Genomic DNA, 16291 nt, shown 5'->3' on the forward strand with positions numbered 1-16291 from the left:
AAGAGGTGTAGCGACCCCATGTCCAGTAACGGCACCAGACGAGGCACGCCGCCAACCGGCGCGCACAATCCCGTCTCCCGCACGGGCCACCGACGGCTGCTCGCCGGCGTACTCGCCGGCGTGCTCCTCGCCACCGCCCCGGTCGTCACCCCCATGGCGAGCGCGGCACCGGCGGCCGACCCGTCCGCAGCCGCCGCCCGCGTGGCCATGCTCGCCGGGCTCTCCGCAACCATGACCGCCAGCAGCTACAACCAGAACTACGTGGCGGGCAACGCCAACGACGGCAACGCGTCGACCTACTGGGAGAGCGCGAACAACGCGTTCCCGCAGTGGATCCAGGCTGACCTGGGCGCCACTGTCAGCGTGGACCGGGTGGTGCTCAAGCTGCCACCCGCGTCGGACTGGCAGACCCGTACGCAGACGCTGTCGATCCTGGGCTCGACGAACGGTTCGTCCTTCACCACCCTGAAGGCGTCCGCCGGCTACACCTTCAACCCGAGCAGCGGCAACACCGCGACCGTCAGCTTCACCGCCGCCAGCACCCGCTACGTACGCGTGGAGGTCACCGGCAACACCGGTTGGCCGGCCGCCCAGCTGTCCGAGGTCGAGGTGTACGGCGCGACCGGCAGCACCGACACCCAGGCACCCAGCGTGCCGGGCAACCTGGCCTACACCCAGCCGGCCAGCGGGCAGATCCGGCTCGCCTGGTCGGCGTCGACCGACAACGTCGGGGTGACCGGCTACGACGTCTACGCCAACGGTGCGCTGCGCGGCAGCGTCAGCGGTTCGACGCTCACGTACACCGACAGCCAGGCGGACAGCGCCACGGTGTCGTACTACGTGCGGGCCAAGGACGCCGCCGGCAACCAGTCAGCGAACAGCAACACCGTGACCCGGACCGGCACCGGCAACCCGCCGACCGGCTCCAACCTGGCGATCGGCAAGCCGATCAGCGCCTCCGGGTTCGTGCACACGTTCGTGGCCACCAACGCCAACGACAACAACGTGGCCACCTACTGGGAGGGCAACGGCAACCCGAGCACGCTGACCGTGCAGCTCGGCGCGAACGCCACCCTCAGCCAGGTCGTCGTGAAGCTCAACCCGGACTCGGCGTGGGGCGCGCGTACCCAGAACATCACTGTGCTCGGCCGGGACCAGGGCTCGTCGAGCTTCACCACCCTGGTCGGCGCGGCGAACTACAGCTTCAACCCGGGCAGCGGCAACACGGTGACCATCCCGGTCTCCGGCGCGGCGGCCGACGTACGGCTCTCGATCGCCTCGAACACCGGTGCCCCGGCCGGTCAGGTGGCCGAGTTCCAGGTCTTCGGCACCCCGGCCCCGAACCCGGACCTGACCGTGACCGGCATGTCGTTCAGCCCGTCCGCACCAGTGGAGACCAGCACCATCACGCTCTCCGCGACGGTACGTAACGCGGGCTCGGCGGCCTCCGGCGCGACCAACGTCAACTTCTACCTGGGCTCCACCCGGGTGGGCACGGCCTCGGTCGGCGGTCTCGCTGCCGGTGCCTCGACCACTGTCAGCGCCAGCATCGGCACCCGGGACTCGGGCAGCTACCCGCTCAGCGCCAAGGTCGACGAGTCGAACACCGTCGTCGAGCAGGACGACACCAACAACAGCTACACCAACCCCAGCCCGCTGGTCGTCGCCGCGGTCGCCAGCTCCGACCTCGTCGCCGCGGCGGTCGCCTGGTCGCCCGGCAACCCGTCGGCGGGCAACACGGTGACCTTCTCCGTGTCCGTCCGCAACGCCGGCAACCAGGCTTCCGCCTCCGGTGCGCACGGCATCACCCTGACCGTGCTCAACGAGTCCGGCACCGTGGTCCGTACCCTGACCGGCTCCTACTCCGGCGTGATCAACGCCGGTGCCACGGTCGGCCCGATCAGCCTGGGCACCTGGACCGCCGCGAACGGCAAGTACACCGTCCGGGTGGTGCTCGCCGTGGACGGCAACGAGCTGCCGGTGAAGCAGGTCAACAACACGAGTGACCGGCCGCTCTTCGTCGGTCGCGGTGCCAACATGCCGTACGACATGTACGAGGCCGAGGACGGCGTCGTCGGCGGCGGCGCGGCGGTCGTCGGGCCGAACCGGGAGATCGGCGACCTGGCCGGCGAGGCGTCCGGCCGGCGGGCGGTGACCCTCAACTCGACCGGCAGCTACGTCGAGTTCACCACCCGGGCCAGCACCAACACGCTGGTCACCCGCTTCTCCATCCCGGATGCGCCGGGCGGCGGTGGAATCAACTCGACCCTGAACGTCTACGTCAACGGCACCTTCCACAAGGCCATCGACCTGACGTCCCGGTACGCCTGGCTCTACGGCAGCGAGGCCAGCCCCGGCAACTCGCCGAGCGCGGGCGGACCGCGGCACATCTACGACGAAGCCAACGTCATGCTCAACTCCACCGTCCCGGCCGGCAGCAAGATCCGTCTTCAGAAGGACCCGGCCAACACCACCACGTACGCCATCGACTTCATCAACACGGAGCAGGTGGCGCCGATCGCCAACCCGGACCCGGCGCGCTACACCACGCCGACCGGCTTCACCCACCAGGACGTGCAGAACGCCCTGGACCGGGTGCGGATGGACACCACCGGCAACCTGGTCGGGGTGTACCTGCCGGCTGGTAACTACTCCACCTCGTCCAAGTTCCAGGTGTACGGCAAGGCCGTCCAGGTGACCGGTGCCGGCCCCTGGTACACCCGATTCAACGCTCCGTCGGGCCAGGACAACACCGACATCGGCTTCCGGGCCGAGAACTCGGCGGCGAACTCTTCCTTCAAGAACTTCGCCTACTTCGGCAACTACACCTCCCGGATCGACGGTCCTGGCAAGGTGTTCGACTTCGCCAACGTGTCGAACATCGTGATCGACAACATTTGGAACGAGCACATGGTGTGCCTCTACTGGGGCGCGAACACCGACTACATGACGATCAAGAACTCCCGGATCCGGAACATGTTCGCCGACGGCATCAACATGACCAACGGGAGCACCAACAACCTGGTCAGCAACAACGACGCCCGGGCCACCGGCGACGACAGCTTCGCGCTGTTCTCGGCCATCGACGCGGGCGGCGCCGACATGAAGGACAACATCTACGAGAACCTGACCTCGACCCTGACCTGGCGGGCCGCCGGTGTCGCCGTGTACGGCGGTTACGGCAACACGTTCCGCAACATCTACATCGCGGACACCCTGGTCTACTCGGGCATCACCATCAGCTCGCTCGACTTCGGCTACCCGATGAACGGCTTCGGTGCCAACCCGCCGACCCGGTTCGAGAACATCTCGATCGTGCGGGCCGGTGGGCACTTCTGGGGTGGGCAGACCTTCCCGGCGATCTGGGTCTTCTCCGCCTCGAAGGTGTTCCAGGGCATCCGGGTCAGCGACGTCGACATCATCGATCCGACCTACAGCGGCATCATGTTCCAGACCAACTACGTCGGTGGGCAGCCGCAGAACCCGATCACCGACACGGTCTTCACGAACGTCTCGATCAGCGGTGCCCGGAAGAGCGGGGACGCCTACGACGCGAAGTCCGGCTTCGCCATCTGGGCGAACCCCATGCCGGAGGCGGGGCAGGGGCCGGCCGTCGGCTCGGTCACCTTCAACAACCTGCGGCTGAGCAACAACGCTGTGGACATCCAGAACCCCACCTCGACGTTCACCATCAACCGCAACTGATTCACCCGGTAGCCGACGCCGTCGGGGGGACCCACCCTCCCGGCGGCGTCGCGCCGTGTCGGCCCTCGCCCGCGGCGAACCGGGCCGCGCCGGCCGCCGCGTCAGTGGCCAGCGAATCCATCCCGTACGCCAACTCGGTCGCCAGCGCCTCCGGCTCGGGTCGTCCCGTACCGGCCAGCAGCGCCGCGCGGTCGTTGCGCAGGCAGGTCTGCGGATGCCGGGCGATCGCCGCCGCCAACTCCTCGGCCGCGGCCCGCGCCTGGCCGGGTGGCACCAACCGATTGACCAACCCCATCGAGTACGCCTCGTCGGCCGGCACCGGCCGGCCGGTGAGGATCAGGTCCATGGCCCGACTCTCGCCGATCAACCGGGGCAGCCGGACGGTGCCACCGTCGATCAGCGGCACTCCCCAGCGGCGGCAGAAGACCCCGAGCGTCGCGTCGGACTCGGCGACCCGCAGGTCACACCAGAGCGCCAGTTCGAGCCCGCCCGCCACCGCATACCCGGAGATCGCCGCGATCACCGGTTTGCTGAGCGTCATCCGGGTCGGACCCATCGGGCCGTCCCCCTCGGGCTCGACCCGGTTGCCGCTCGGTGTGCCGATCGCCTTGAGGTCGGCGCCGGCGCAGAACGTCCCACCGGCGCCCCAGAGCACTGCCACCAACGCGTCCGGATCAGCCTCGAAGGCCCGAAACGCGTCCGCCAGCGCCCGAGCCGTAGGACCGTCCACGGCGTTCCGCGCGTCCGCCCGGTCCAGCACCACAGTGGCGACCGCCCCGACCCGCTCCACCCGTACACCCATCCCGCCAGCATGCCGGCCCGGCCCCACCCCCACAATCCCCGTCGATCTTGCACTTTGGGTTGCCGATTCGCCCCTTGGGACCAGGATTATGTGAGCACAAACTGCAAGATCGGCGGCCTGGGTGATGCGGCAGGTTTGTCGCCGCTGGCCGGTTTGCGACGGCGAACGCCGGGAAGTCGGTACTCGTGCGAGCACTTTTGACGAAAGTTGAGCAGGATTCCCGGCTGGACCGCGCGGGTGACCGGTTGCAGAAGGTCGTCCTGGGGACGCTACGTCCACGTCGGCTGCGCGACCTGCTGCACGGGGTGACCCTCGGGCATCCGCTGCACCCGGCGATGGTGCAGGTGCCGGTCGGCGCGTGGATCAGCGCCGCGGTGCTGGACCTCATGCCCGGGCAGCGCCGGCCCGCCACGGTGCTGGTCGGTCTGGGCACCGTCAGCGCGCTGCCGGCGGCCGTCGCCGGTCTGAACGACTGGGCGGCACTCGCCCGGGACCAGCGCCGGGTCGGCCTGGTGCACGCCGCCGCCAACACCGTCGGCATGACGCTCTACGCCGGCTCGCTGGCCGCCCGGCTGTCCGGCCGCCACGGAATGGGTCGCGCCCTCGGCTTCCTTGGGCTCTCCACGGTGAGCCTCGGCGCGTACATCGGGGGTCACCTGGCGTACAAGCAGGGGGCGCAGGTCAACCAGAGCGTCTCCGAGCTGCACCGGATGACCGATGGCTGGCACTCGCTGGCCGACATGGCGACGCTGCCGCAACGCACCCTGATCACCCGGGAGGTGGACGACGACATCTCAGTGATCCTCTACCGGCACGGTGACGAGGTGACAGTGATGTTGGAGCGCTGCCCGCACCAGAGCGGGCCGCTCGGCGAGGGTGAAGTGCAGGAAATCGACGGCCACGCCTGCGTGGTCTGCCCGTGGCACGGCAGCGCCTTCCGGCTCAACGGCGGCGAGGTCGTACAGGGGCCCTCCGGCAACGACCAGCAGATCCTGCCCACCCGAATCCAGAACGGCGTGCTCCAGACCCGCCTGCCCTGACCCGATCCGCGCTGGCCCGCCTGCCCTGGCCCGTTCGCGCTGGCCCGCCCGCGCTGGCCCGATCGCGCTGTGGCCTGGTCCGGGCGCCTCCGGCGTCGGGATGCCTCACCTCACGCAGATGCTCCGCACCCCAATGCAGTAACTCCTTTGATGCTGATGTCTGTGGGTCATCATGATGACTCACAGACATCACGCTCTCCGGGACGTCGCCCCGGCCGCCCCGCCAGGCGGCGTGACCAGACCGCCTCGGCGCGATCGGCGCGACGTGAAGGAACCAGGTCCAGCGTGGGGTGGCCAGCCGCGTGGCAGGCGCGGCGTGGGGTCCGGCGGACCCCACGACCGGGGGTGGCAAGCCGTCGCAGGCGCGGCGTGGGGTCCGGCGGACGCCGCCGACCGGGGTGGCCAGCCGCGTCGCAGGCGTGGCGTGGCGTGCGGGCCGCGTCGCAGGCGTGGCGTGCCGGCCGCTCAGGTGCGTCGGTGTCGGCCGACCGGCGGACCGTCCGGTACCGAGTCCAGGCCGTGCCCGCCGTCGAACAGCCCGCCCTCGCCGCCAGCACCGGCCCAGCCCTCGTCTCCACCCCAGCCCTCCGAGCCGGCGGCCGTCATTCCGCCGCCGTGGGGTGCCGTGCCGCCGGAGAGTGCCATCCCGCTGCCCGGGAACGCCGTGCTGCCGGGCCAAGCCATTCCGCTGCCGGCGGGTGCCACCTCGCTGCCGGCGGGCATCGCCCCACTGCCAGTAGGTGCGACCCCGCTACTGGCGGGTGTCATCCCACTGCCGGGCGTCATCCCATTGGCGGGCGTCACCCGACTGCCCAGAGGTGCGACCCCACTGCCGACAGGCGTCGTCCCGCCGCCGCGAGGTGCGAAGTCGCTCCCGCTCGGTGCCACGCCGCCGTGTGGTGTCGCCGGGCCTTCGATGGCCGCGGCCGCCCGGCTGGCAGCCCAGGCGGCACCGCTCCCGGCCGCCCCACCACCGCCACGCCGGCCCGCGCCACTGCCACCCTGGCCCGAGCCACCGTTTCGACCCGAGCCACTGCCGCCCTGGCCCGAGCCACTGCTTCGGCCCGTGCCTGCACCGCTTCGGCCCGCACCGCGGCGTGACGTGCGGGAGGACGCGGCCAGTCGGGGAGCCGCCCCTGCGGTGGCTGGACGGCGGCGCAGCCCCAGGACTGCGCCGATCTGAGCGCCGACGATGCTCGCCACGGCCAGCACGGCAGAGACCGCCAGCGGGCGGTTCACCCGATCGGCGGGACCGACCCGGGCTGCACCGACCGTCATCGCTGGTGGTTGGCCCGCTGACTCCGTACCGCTGGGTGGTGCCGGGGCCACCCGCGGCGGTGCGGCCCGCTCGGGCGCCGGCCGGGGCGCGGGCGGCTTCGGTGCCGCGGGCCTGTCGACGAGCCGACCGGTGGCGTGCTGCCGGGACCCCTGGTCGGTGGCCTCCGTGGGCAGTCGGAGCAGTTGGCCGGGGCGGATCCGATCCGGGTCGTCGAGCTTGTTCAGCTTGGCGAGCTGTCGGTAGTCGTCGAACTCGTCCAGGTACCGTTCGGCCACCTCCCCGAGGTAGTCGCCCCGGGCCACCCGGTACACCGGCGCGGGCTCGTCGTTCGCCGCCGAGGTGCCTGGTGCGGCCAGCCCCGTCCCGGCCAGGCCGAGCAGGCCACCCCGGGCTACCGGCGCTGCCGTGTCTGGTGTCGTCGCGGCTCGGCTCGGCGCGGCCAGGGTGGTGACGACGGACGTTGCGCTCGGACTCGCGTACACCGGAGTGTTGTAGACCGCTGCGGCGCTGGCGGCGGCCGGGCTGGCGATCAGGATCAGCGCGACCGAGCCGACCAGCGCGGCGGCGGCCTTCTGCTGGCGGCCCATCCCGGGCAGTTTCGGCGCCGGCCGGCGCAGGGTCTGTGCGCCCAGTTCGACGAGGACGGAGAAGGCGAACGTGGCCCAGCCGAACCACCCGGCCAGGGCCAACGCCCGCAGGAAGAGCTGACCGTCGTCCCGACTGGTCAGCGCGGTGCCCACCTCGCTGATCGTGGGGAGGTGATCGGGCAGCGGGTTACCGGCGAAGGCAAGCAGCGCGATCGGCGCGCCGACCAGCAGCACCAGGAGCACGGCCAGCGCGCCGATGCCGGTGAGGATCCGTCCGGTCCGCCGTACGACGGACCCACCCGATACGGGCATGGCTGCCTTCCTTCCTACGGTGTTGCGGTGATGGCACGCGCGGTCGCCTCGCCGGTGACGGTGACCGTCTTCTTCTGGGTGAACGGCCCGATCATGGCGCGCTGGTAGGTGATGGAGACGGTCACCCGGATCAGGGTCTCCCCGTCGACATCGGGGAAGTTCACGGTGTGGCCTGCGGTCTTCACGGCGTTCAGGTAGTTGGCCACCGCCTTGCGCGCCTCCGGCTCGTCGATCCGCTTCGGCCCGCCCTCGATGGCGGTGGCCCGGTCGATGGCCTGACCGCCGGCCCGGGCCGCCTCGGCGGCCAGGTTCTGGGCGTGTTGCAGGGTGCGGAGCTGCCCGGCGGCGTCGAAGGAGAGGCCGATGATGGCCAGTACGCCGATCATCGTCACGGCGAGGAAGATGCTCACCCGGCCGTGCTCACCTGCTCGCGAGGGCCGGGCAGTCGACGTGGTCGCCGTCATTGCCGACTCCGGTAACGGTCAAGTGGGGAGGTGAACTCCGCGGTGATCAGCCGATCACTCTTCATCCCGGGCAGGATGCCGAGGGTGATGTCCTTGAAGGACACCAGGCAGCTGATCTTCACCGTTACGGTGGCGTTCGACCCGACCGAGCTGCTGAAGGCATCGTCGAAGCTGGAGGCATTGCCGGGCGACTTGCCGGTGAACGTCGGGTCCAGGTCGTTGGCGCAGGCCAGGCCATGCCAGTCCAGCTGGTCCTGGGCGGCTTCCAGCGCATTCTTCCGGGCGGTGTCGGAGTCCCGGGAGATCGAGGCGGCCCGGGCGGCGTCGTGCGCTGCGGTCTGGAGCGTCTCCGCTGCCACGGCGCTGCGCCCGACCACGCCGGCCAGCACCATCAGCGCGATGAACGCGGGCGCGAGGACCGCCACCTCGATGGAGACCGAGCCCCGCTCGGCGGTACGGGTCATGGCGGTGTCACCCTCTCCACCGTTCCATGGGCGGTCTGCTGAATTGCGAAGTCCACGCCCGGCACCACGGACAGGGACCTGCCGCTGACCGTGCAGGTCACGTCGGTCGTGGTGGTCTCGCAGGTCGGCCCGGCCTTCTCCCAGCCCACCAGCCAGCCGCCGGCGCCCTTCAGGAAGCGGGAGGCGCTTTCCACCCCGGCACCGTTGCCCGCCTGGTACGTCCGCTGCGCGTTGACGCCACTCTGCGCGGCGTTCAACGCGGTGGAGCGGGCGAGGAAGACGGCCGCGACCTGGATCGAGGCGAAGAGCAGCACCAGGATCAGCGGCATCATCACGGCGAGTTCCACCGGGTTGGCGCCCCGCTCGCGGTCGCCGGCCGCGAGGCGGCGCCGGGCGGCGGTGACCGCCCGGCTCCACCTCGGGTACGCGGCTCGACGCACGCCAGCTACTTCGTTTCGGTGTAGTTCGGGATGTTGGTCATCCAGTTGTTGGCCTTGGTCAGCGCCAGGGCGGTGACGGCGATGGCGACCCCGACCAGACCGGCGATGATCACCGCGGTGGGCACCGGGCTGTCGCCGCGCTCACCATCGCGGCGCAGTTCGGCCAGGCGCGTCGTCACCACGACGTGCAGGTAGCTGAGGATGGACATGGCGTTCTCCTTCAGGGGGCGGGGTCAGACACGGGCGATGAACGGATAGAGGACGAACCCGAGCAGCACGAAGACGAGCAGCGCGCCCGGGATGTCGAGCTTGCTGGTGATCCCCTCGGCGCGGGCGAGGTTGTCGGTGCGGATCTGGTCGCGGAGCGAGTCGGCCCGGCTGCGCAGCGTCTCGTGCACCTGCGCGCCCTCACTGCCGGAGGAACGCATGATCGCGCCGACGTCGCCCAACTCGGGAATGCCGATCTTGTCGGCGAGGTCGCGCAGTTCGTCCCAGGGCGCGTGCATCTGCATCTGGGCGATCCGCAGCGACTCCTGGAGCCGGTCGAACACCCAGCCGTCGCAGACCGCAGCCGCTCGCTCCAGCGACTGCACCGGCCCGTGCGCCGCGGAGAGCTGCAACGCCACCAGGTCGAGGTAGGTACAGACCGCCTGGCGGAACTCGTCGCGGGCGGCGGCAGCCTTGGTCAGTACGGCGCGGTGCGCCAGCAGGGCGGCCAGCAACGCCAGGCCGAGGCTGCCCAACACCGGCACCACCAGCGGGAACGGAATGCCGAGCGACCACAGCACCACCCCGAGCACTGTCGGTGTGGCCAACCCGATCAGCGCGGAGAGCAGCACCGACAACGCGTACTGCTCGGGCGTCTGACCGATCAGGGCGAGCTGCATCTGCGGCGGCCGCATCCAGCGGGACATCCCGCTCAGCCAGTCGAGTCGCCGGGACGCGGGCGTGGACACCCGGCCGGTGCCCGGCGGCTGATGCAGCCGGCGCAGCGCAGGCCCGAGCGCCGGTGTCGCCGGCACCAGCTCCCGGATCACCAGGAACACACCCAGGCCGATCCCGGCGCCACCGCAGACCGCGAGGGCGAACTGCCAGTTCACGATCACGCGAGCCGCCTCTCGCTCGCGACTGCGGGGCTCCGCTGCGCTGCACTCCTCGCGCTCACGCGATCACCTCGCTCGGGTTGGGCGCCGGCAGGAACCGGGCCGGCCGTTGCGGCTGGCTCATCGATCGCACCCAGGCCAGCAGGCCGATGAAGGCGGCGCCGAGGGCGGCCATCACCAGCTGACCCACCGGGGTGCCGTACGGCCTGATGTACTCGGTGTTGATCAGCCCGTACGCCAGGGTCGCCAGCGTCATCCCGGTGAGGAAGCGGACCGCGAACCGGGGCTGGGTGCGCTTGGCCTCGATCTCCCGCCGGGTGGCCACCTCCGCGGACGCCGCGCCGGCGATCGAGCCGAGCACGTCACCCAGCCGCTCACCCCGGTCCGACAGGTGCAGGATCAACGCCGCGACCACCTGGTCGCAGACCGGGTCGGCGATCTCGTCGGCGAACGCCAGCAGGGCGGAGCGGGCCATCCAGCCGGCCTGGAGGCGGGCCGCGAGCAGCCGTACCTCGTCCTCGACGCCGGGTGGGACGCTGCCGATCGTGCCGATGATCGCCTGCTGGAGGCCCTGCCCGGTGCCGGAGACGTCCTTGAGCCGGCGGGTCCACTCGCCGACCGCCTCGATCCGGGCGATGGCCCGCTGTTCGGCCTTGCCGACCCCGAACAGCCACGGAGTGCCGGGCACCGCCACCGCCACCAGCAGGCCCACCACCGGCAACCCGGTCAGCAGGAACGCCAACGCGCCGGCGACCAGCGCGGCGACCAGCAGCGCCTGATAGGCCCGCTGCTCGGCCGGCGTGCTGCCCGGCCCGCGCCACAGTCGGCTCAGCCCTGGCCCGCTGCCCGGCCGTCGCCCGGGGGGTCGACGGGTGCCGACCAGGGCGACCACGGCCAGCAGTAGCCCGGCCACACAGGCGGCGCCGGAGACCACCGCGATCAACTCAAGGCTGTCGAACATCAGGTCACCGCCGGGCCAGTCGGGTCTGCCGAGGCCGCCGCCAGGCACCAGCACCGGCCTCGACCCACCGGGTCAGCAGCCGCGCGTCGTAACCCACCCGCAGCAACTGGTCGCGGACCCGCTCCGGCAGGTGCCGGGGGACCGCGCGACCGTCCGGGCCGGGCCCGAAGACGGTGGTGGTGGTGATCCGACCGGCTTCGCCGGCCCCGATCACCTCCTCCACATGCGAGACGAACCGGTGCTTCCGCCCGCCGATCGCGGTCTCGTCCTCGACGGTGACGTAGACGATCAGGTCAAGCGCGTTGCCGGCCATCCGCCGGGCCTGGTCGACTGTCATCTCGCGGCCGTGCGCCAGGGCCAGCTCGACGATCCGTTCACCCACACCGGCGGCGGTACGGGCGTGGATGGTGCACATCGACCCCCGGCTGGTGGTCATCGCCTGGAGCATCGGGACGATCTCCCGGGATCGCACCTCACCCACGATGATCCGTAGGACGCCCATCCGCAGGGACAACGGGATCAGGTCGGCGATGGTCACCTCACCGGCCGGCCGGCCGTCGAAGCCGCGCTCGCCGTGCCCCTCCCGGGCCTCGAAGCTCATCACCGCCCGGTGCCGCTCCCGGCGGCGGGCCGGGAGCAGCTCCCGACTCTCCTCCAGCAGCACGTACGGCTCATCCTGCGGGATCTCGTTCATCAGCGCGCGGATGACAGTGGTCTTCCCGGCACCGGCCAACCCGGCGACCATGATGTTCAGGCCGGCGCGCATCGCGGCGCGGAGGAAGTCGCGCAGCAGCGGGTCGATCATCTCGTCCAGGTCAGCTCGGGCGCCCGCGAGGTCGTCGAGGCTCACGTCCAGGGTGTTGTGCTTGCGGATCACCGCGTACGGGCGGTGGCTGACCAGGAACACCGCGGCCAGCCGGCTGCCGTCGGGCAGTTGCAGGTCGAGGGTGGGTTTCACTGTGGAGAGGGACCGCTCGGTCGCGCCCGCCCGACGGGCCGCCGCCTGGAGGATCTCCACCAGCTCGGCGTCGCTGTCGGCGATCGGCTCGGCCCAGTCCACCCCACCGCCGTGCCGGGTGATGCGTACCTGGTCGCAGCCGAGGATGTGCACCTCTTCGATGGTGTCGTCGACGAGCAGCGTCTGTAGCCGGCCGAGCCCGACCAGCTCGGCGGTCACCTGGTCGAGCAGCATGCGTTCGTCGCCGGCGGCCATCGGCGTGCCGGACCGGCGCACCGAGTCCGCGTACGCGGCGACCACCGTGACGGCGAGCCGGGCCCGCTCGGTGTCCTCCTCGTCGACAGTGAACTCCCGGCCGCGCTGCCATACGGTGAGCCGTTCGGTGAGTTCGCGGCGCAGCTCCCGGACCACCTGGAAGTCCATCCGGGCCCGAGGTGGCGACTCGGGCGGCGGGTTGGTCGCGGGCGGCGACGGCGGCTGCGGCCCGGACTGGTGGTGCCGGCCGTTCGGCAGGGCCAGGGGCGGCGCGGTGGAGGTCACTGCCGGTGGCTGCTGGCGCGGATCGGTGGAGACCGGCTCAAACCGCATCCGGCACCCCCTGCTGCACGGGCCACGCCAACCGGGCCCGTCGCCGCTCCAGAAGCGACCCGATCGGGACTTCCAGCGCCGCCGCCGCGCGCATCAGCGGCCGGCCGGCCCGCACGGTCCCGCCCAGGGCGAGCACCCCGGCGGTACGCGCATCGTGCGGCAGCCGTGCGATGACGGGCAGTTTCAGGGCGCGGCTGATCTCGGCCCGCCCGTGCCCGTCGCCGACCAGCAGCAGCCGCAGGGTGCCCGGGGGCACCCGGTGCTCGGCGAAGTCCCGTTCGATCGCGGTGACCACCGCGCGGGTGCCGGAGAGGTCCGGCAGGTTCGCCCGGGTCACCAACAGCACCACCGAGGCGGCCCGCAGCACCGGCCAGGGAGGCCCGGTCACGTGCAGCCGACCGCAGTCGACAAGGACGTCATAGCCGGGGGTGCCACGGTCGAGGGCGTCGAAGTAGTCGGCGAAGCGCTGCCAGAGCGGGGTGACGCTGCCGCTCTGGGCCGGGTCGACGAGGCCGGGCAGTAGCAGTCGTTCCCGGCGGGGGGCGTCCAGGTCGACCAACTGGGACCAGAACGCGGTCTCCAGGTTGCCGTCGCGCAACTCGCCGACGGCCAGCTCTCCGATGCCGCGTGGGCCGTCCAGCTGGCCGCCGAGGTATCCGGCGAGGATCGAGCCGCCGGCCGGGTCGCATTCGGCTACCACCAGCCGCCGGTGCCAGGCCAGCGCGCAGGCCAGCGCCGAGGTGGTGACGCCGGGCGAACCCTTCGCGGACACCAGCGCGATGATCGCCATGCTCAGGCCGCCTCGGTCAGTACGACGGCGAGCCGTTCCTGTGCGGCGAGCGCCACCACCGCTGGCACATCACGGGTCAGTAGCGCCAGGTACAGGACCCTGTCGTCGTTGGCCGGGCTGACCATGTCGATGACGGTGGCCGCGAACCGGGTGCCGGTGGCGGCCGTGTCTTCGTCGGCATCGTTGTCCGGGGTGCTGACCAGCAGGACCTTGTCGCCGGGGTGCAGTTCGCGGGCCGGCACCTGGGCGGTCTTCAGGCCGAGCGCGATCTGCTGCTGGCCGGGGCCGAGCAGCGGGTCGTCGGTGACCTGTCCCAGGGTGAGCAGCGTGCCCGGAAGCAGCGCGACAGCGGCCCGTTTGCCGACCACCTCGTCGAGCCGTGCGGCGGGCACCGGGCGCAACCCCTGGCCGCCGGCGACCTGCACGGTGACCAGGTCGGCCGCGCTGATCTCCCGGCCGACCTCGACCGGTCGCGCGACCGCCAGATAGCTGCCGGTGGCTCGTACGGAGGTGACCGCGAAGGCCGCGCCCAGCCCGCCCAGCGCGATCAGGAGGACGGCGAGACCGAGCAGCCCGGGACGGACCCGGCGCTGGCGGACCACTGTGGGCGGGTTGACGGGTGCGTCCACCGACGGGGTTCCGTTGCGCGTCGCGAGGCTCATCTGGTGACCACCTGGAGTTCGTTGATCTGGATCTGCACGATGCCGCTTCTCCGGGTCTGCGGGATCACCCGCCTTGTGGCGTCGCTGTTGGTCCACCAGCTCACCGTCCAGTGCGTGGTGGCGGTGACGTCGTAGGTGTCTGCCTTCGGGTAGCCCTTGTCATAGCCGCAGTCCGGGGAGGTGGAACCCGCCCGGGTGCCTGTGGCCTTGTACTCGGTGCCGGCGCTGTAACAGGGGACCGTCTCGCCGTTGCCCATGTCCCAGTCGATCCGGTCGACCTTCGCTTCGATGTAGACGGTCAGACCCCGGTCGGACTCGTCGGCGTAGAGCGGACCGAAGTAGTTCTTCCCCGGGGTTGCCCACATCCAGACGGGCAGGCCGACCAGGCCGGGGCCGATGCTCTTTCGGGGTGCCACCTTCAGCCGGGCCGGCAGCAGACTGATCGACGCCAGGGCGCGACGGGCCAGCTCCTCCGGGTCCGGCGGTGCGCCGAAGCCGGCCGGCGGGTCGGCCAGCGACACCACCTCCTGGGCACCCAGGTCGCCGCCGTTGCAGGTTTGCAGGTACCACTGCTCACCCTCGGGGGGTTCGACCGGCCCCTCGGTCAGCTTGTAGTAGCACCCGTCGCCGCTGTTGAACCAGCCCAGGTCCTCGTCGTAGCAGGGGATGGTCCGCCCGTTCCACTGGCAGACGCCGCTCCCGCCGCCGCCCCCGTCGTCCCCGCCCCCACCGTTGTCCCCGCCGCCGCCGGGGTCACCGGGGTTGCCGGGCTCGTCGTCCCAGACGCTGCAGTCGGGTTGGTCGGGCGGGCAGCCGGCTCCCGGGTCGGCCCGTAGGGCGGCGCTGGCCGGCGGGGCTGCACCCACCACCAGCAGGAGCGTGAGGCCGATCCCGGCGAGCGCGCGTCGGGTTGTCACGGCCCGGCTCAGCACGGCTGGTCCCGGTGCGTCGCGCCGTAGTTGATCAGCCAGCGACCGTTCGGATATCGGGTCGCGGTGGCGGTGGAGAGGTGTCTGCCGCCACCGCTGCCCGGCACAGCGCGTTTGTCCTTGGCGTAGACCAGCCGGTAGCCGGTCGTGTCCAGGCAGTCCTGGATCTCCACCGTGGCCGGCTTCGCGTCCAGGCTGACGGCGGTCACGGTCGGGTCGGACTTGAACGTCCCGGTACGCATAGCGCCGTGCTCCTTGGCCTCGCGAATGGACACCCGGACCCGAGTCAAAAGTGGATCACCGAGAAAACGGGACAGTTCCGGCGATCGCGGATCACTGCGCAGGCCGGCCGTGCGCGAGGCCGCGAGATAACCGGAGTACGCGTCAAGTGCCGCCTTTTCGGCAGTACGTCGTTCGACGTCGGAATCGGTCCGGGGTCCGTTGTCGCGGACTTCCGTCGGCCGTTCGACCGCTTCCCGTCCGCTGGCGCAGGCGGTGACCGGAATCGCCGCCACGCCCACCAGCAGGCAGATTGCCGCTCTTCTGAGCTGCCTTCCGCGCACCGTCGAGCCTCCTCGTGGTCGCCCGGAGTGGTGAGGGTTCACCGCCGTCGGGCATACGGAAGCGCGCCCGGATCAGCACATCCGGAGCGTTCATTGCGCTTCTGCATTCACCGTTACGGATCTTCTACAAATTGGGGGTCCTGTGTCGTCCGATGGTGAAGGTGAGGCTTGCGTCACACCCAAGGGGCGAGCATAGGCTGACGCTCGCCGATGCAACAGAGGCAATTCAAGCGAACACTCAGCGTGATGACAGGTGGTGGTGGCAGGTGTCCACACTGCTCCCCGGGCAATGGGCGAGCGAACTGTCGTTATTGATGGGGCGTCGCCGGGCCGGACGGGTTCACCGCAGTCGCGTCACCGGTCGCGGTAGTGGGACATCGCGGTCTCATCCCGGCATTCGACCGACGTTGGCACCCCGTCGGCGGGCTGCCTCGTCCAACGGCACGCCTGACTCGGAACTGGTCGAAAGCGCCCGCGCTGGCTCGGGTCGGCAGGTCGCTTTCTGCGCCATCCGCTACACCTCAGCGAGCGTGCAATCACGATCCGTGTTCGCCGTCGCAGGGGAGCAGTCAGCCGCAATGGAGGAGACATGGCGCTGACCGGCCCCTCGGCGGCCACCCCCGGTCGGGAAGACCGACCCGATC

General features: G+C 71.1%; 13 protein-coding genes and 2 pseudogenes. 2 read left to right on the forward strand and 13 right to left on the reverse strand.

Translation table 11 applies throughout. From position 1 onward, the window contains the following. Window positions 1-18: 18 nt before the first annotated feature. Window positions 19-3705, forward strand: coding sequence for a discoidin domain-containing protein (locus tag ACLQ3F_RS19185; protein ID WP_425850510.1), 3687 nt, complete (start codon window positions 19-21; stop codon window positions 3703-3705). Between the two features lies 1 nt (window position 3706). Here the strand turns inward: ACLQ3F_RS19185 and ACLQ3F_RS19190 are convergent, their stop codons facing one another. After that, window positions 3707-4507, reverse strand: coding sequence for a crotonase/enoyl-CoA hydratase family protein (locus tag ACLQ3F_RS19190; protein ID WP_425850513.1), 801 nt, complete (start codon window positions 4505-4507; stop codon window positions 3707-3709). 185 nt (window positions 4508-4692) lie between these two features. Here ACLQ3F_RS19190 and ACLQ3F_RS19195 point away from each other — a divergent pair, with 185 nt between their 5' ends. Beyond that, the gene (locus ACLQ3F_RS19195) at window positions 4693-5547 is read left to right on the forward strand and encodes a Rieske 2Fe-2S domain-containing protein (protein ID WP_328651462.1); all 855 of its coding nucleotides are present in this window, start codon (window positions 4693-4695) and stop codon (window positions 5545-5547) included. A gap of 1131 nt (window positions 5548-6678) precedes the next feature. Here ACLQ3F_RS19195 and ACLQ3F_RS19200 read toward each other — a convergent pair. The 12 genes and pseudogenes from ACLQ3F_RS19200 to ACLQ3F_RS19255 all read right to left on the reverse strand — a co-directional run. Then, a pseudogene (locus ACLQ3F_RS19200) lies at window positions 6679-7725 on the reverse strand (LysM peptidoglycan-binding domain-containing protein); the annotation flags it as partial. A gap of 14 nt (window positions 7726-7739) precedes the next feature. Further along, window positions 7740-8189 (reverse strand): pilus assembly protein TadG-related protein, encoded by a 450-nt coding sequence (locus tag ACLQ3F_RS19205; protein WP_425850516.1) that lies wholly within the window; start codon window positions 8187-8189, stop codon window positions 7740-7742. After that, a complete protein-coding gene (locus ACLQ3F_RS19210; RefSeq protein WP_357232987.1) occupies window positions 8186-8653 on the reverse strand; it encodes a TadE/TadG family type IV pilus assembly protein in 468 nt (155 codons plus the stop codon). Before ACLQ3F_RS19210 ends, ACLQ3F_RS19205 begins: the two co-directional genes overlap by 4 nt. Further along, on the reverse strand, window positions 8650-9093 hold the full coding sequence (locus ACLQ3F_RS19215) for a TadE family protein (protein ID WP_357203835.1): 444 nt from the start codon (window positions 9091-9093) through the stop codon (window positions 8650-8652). Before ACLQ3F_RS19215 ends, ACLQ3F_RS19210 begins: the two co-directional genes overlap by 4 nt. 5 nt (window positions 9094-9098) lie before the next feature. Then, on the reverse strand, window positions 9099-9302 hold the full coding sequence (locus ACLQ3F_RS19220) for a hypothetical protein (protein ID WP_124859831.1): 204 nt from the start codon (window positions 9300-9302) through the stop codon (window positions 9099-9101). Window positions 9303-9326: 24 nt separating this feature from the next. Beyond that, window positions 9327-10199, reverse strand: coding sequence for a type II secretion system F family protein (locus tag ACLQ3F_RS19225; protein ID WP_425850520.1), 873 nt, complete (start codon window positions 10197-10199; stop codon window positions 9327-9329). Window positions 10200-10254: 55 nt separating this feature from the next. Continuing rightward, window positions 10255-11201, reverse strand: a pseudogene (locus tag ACLQ3F_RS19230) (type II secretion system F family protein). Next, the gene (locus ACLQ3F_RS19235; RefSeq protein WP_425850523.1) at window positions 11162-12703 is read right to left on the reverse strand and encodes a CpaF family protein; all 1542 of its coding nucleotides are present in this window, start codon (window positions 12701-12703) and stop codon (window positions 11162-11164) included. Before ACLQ3F_RS19235 ends, ACLQ3F_RS19230 begins: the two are co-directional and overlap by 40 nt. Then, window positions 12693-13493 (reverse strand): ParA family protein, encoded by an 801-nt coding sequence (locus tag ACLQ3F_RS19240; RefSeq protein WP_355004748.1) that lies wholly within the window; start codon window positions 13491-13493, stop codon window positions 12693-12695. Before ACLQ3F_RS19240 ends, ACLQ3F_RS19235 begins: the two co-directional genes overlap by 11 nt. Before the next feature lie 2 nt (window positions 13494-13495). Further along, entirely contained in the window at window positions 13496-14155 is a 660-nt protein-coding gene (locus tag ACLQ3F_RS19245; RefSeq protein WP_357203826.1) for an SAF domain-containing protein, read from the reverse strand. Next, window positions 14152-15087: a hypothetical protein gene (locus ACLQ3F_RS19250; RefSeq protein ID WP_425850526.1), complete on the reverse strand. Its 936-nt coding sequence runs from the start codon at window positions 15085-15087 to the stop codon at window positions 14152-14154. The genes ACLQ3F_RS19245 and ACLQ3F_RS19250 overlap by 4 nt, the downstream gene beginning before the upstream one ends. Then, the gene (locus ACLQ3F_RS19255; RefSeq protein ID WP_357203822.1) at window positions 15081-15647 is read right to left on the reverse strand and encodes a hypothetical protein; all 567 of its coding nucleotides are present in this window, start codon (window positions 15645-15647) and stop codon (window positions 15081-15083) included. The genes ACLQ3F_RS19250 and ACLQ3F_RS19255 overlap by 7 nt, the downstream gene beginning before the upstream one ends. Window positions 15648-16291: the final 644 nt, after the last annotated feature.

Source organism: Micromonospora sp. DT15, assembly GCF_049841475.1.
GTDB lineage: Bacteria > Actinomycetota > Actinomycetes > Mycobacteriales > Micromonosporaceae > Micromonospora.

Excerpts from the sequence above, each read along its gene's own strand:
- ACLQ3F_RS19185 (WP_425850510.1), top strand. The coding sequence starts at position 19 with ATGTCCAGTAACGGCACCAGACGAGGCACGCCGCCAACCGGCGCGCAC.
- ACLQ3F_RS19190 (WP_425850513.1), bottom strand. The coding sequence starts at position 4,507 with ATGGGTGTACGGGTGGAGCGGGTCGGGGCGGTCGCCACTGTGGTGCTG.
- ACLQ3F_RS19205 (WP_425850516.1), bottom strand. The coding sequence starts at position 8,189 with ATGACGGCGACCACGTCGACTGCCCGGCCCTCGCGAGCAGGTGAGCAC.
- ACLQ3F_RS19210 (WP_357232987.1), bottom strand. The coding sequence starts at position 8,653 with ATGACCCGTACCGCCGAGCGGGGCTCGGTCTCCATCGAGGTGGCGGTC.
- ACLQ3F_RS19220 (WP_124859831.1), bottom strand. The coding sequence starts at position 9,302 with ATGTCCATCCTCAGCTACCTGCACGTCGTGGTGACGACGCGCCTGGCC.
- ACLQ3F_RS19235 (WP_425850523.1), bottom strand. The coding sequence starts at position 12,703 with ATGCGGTTTGAGCCGGTCTCCACCGATCCGCGCCAGCAGCCACCGGCA.
- ACLQ3F_RS19240 (WP_355004748.1), bottom strand. The coding sequence starts at position 13,493 with ATGGCGATCATCGCGCTGGTGTCCGCGAAGGGTTCGCCCGGCGTCACC.
- ACLQ3F_RS19245 (WP_357203826.1), bottom strand. The coding sequence starts at position 14,155 with ATGAGCCTCGCGACGCGCAACGGAACCCCGTCGGTGGACGCACCCGTC.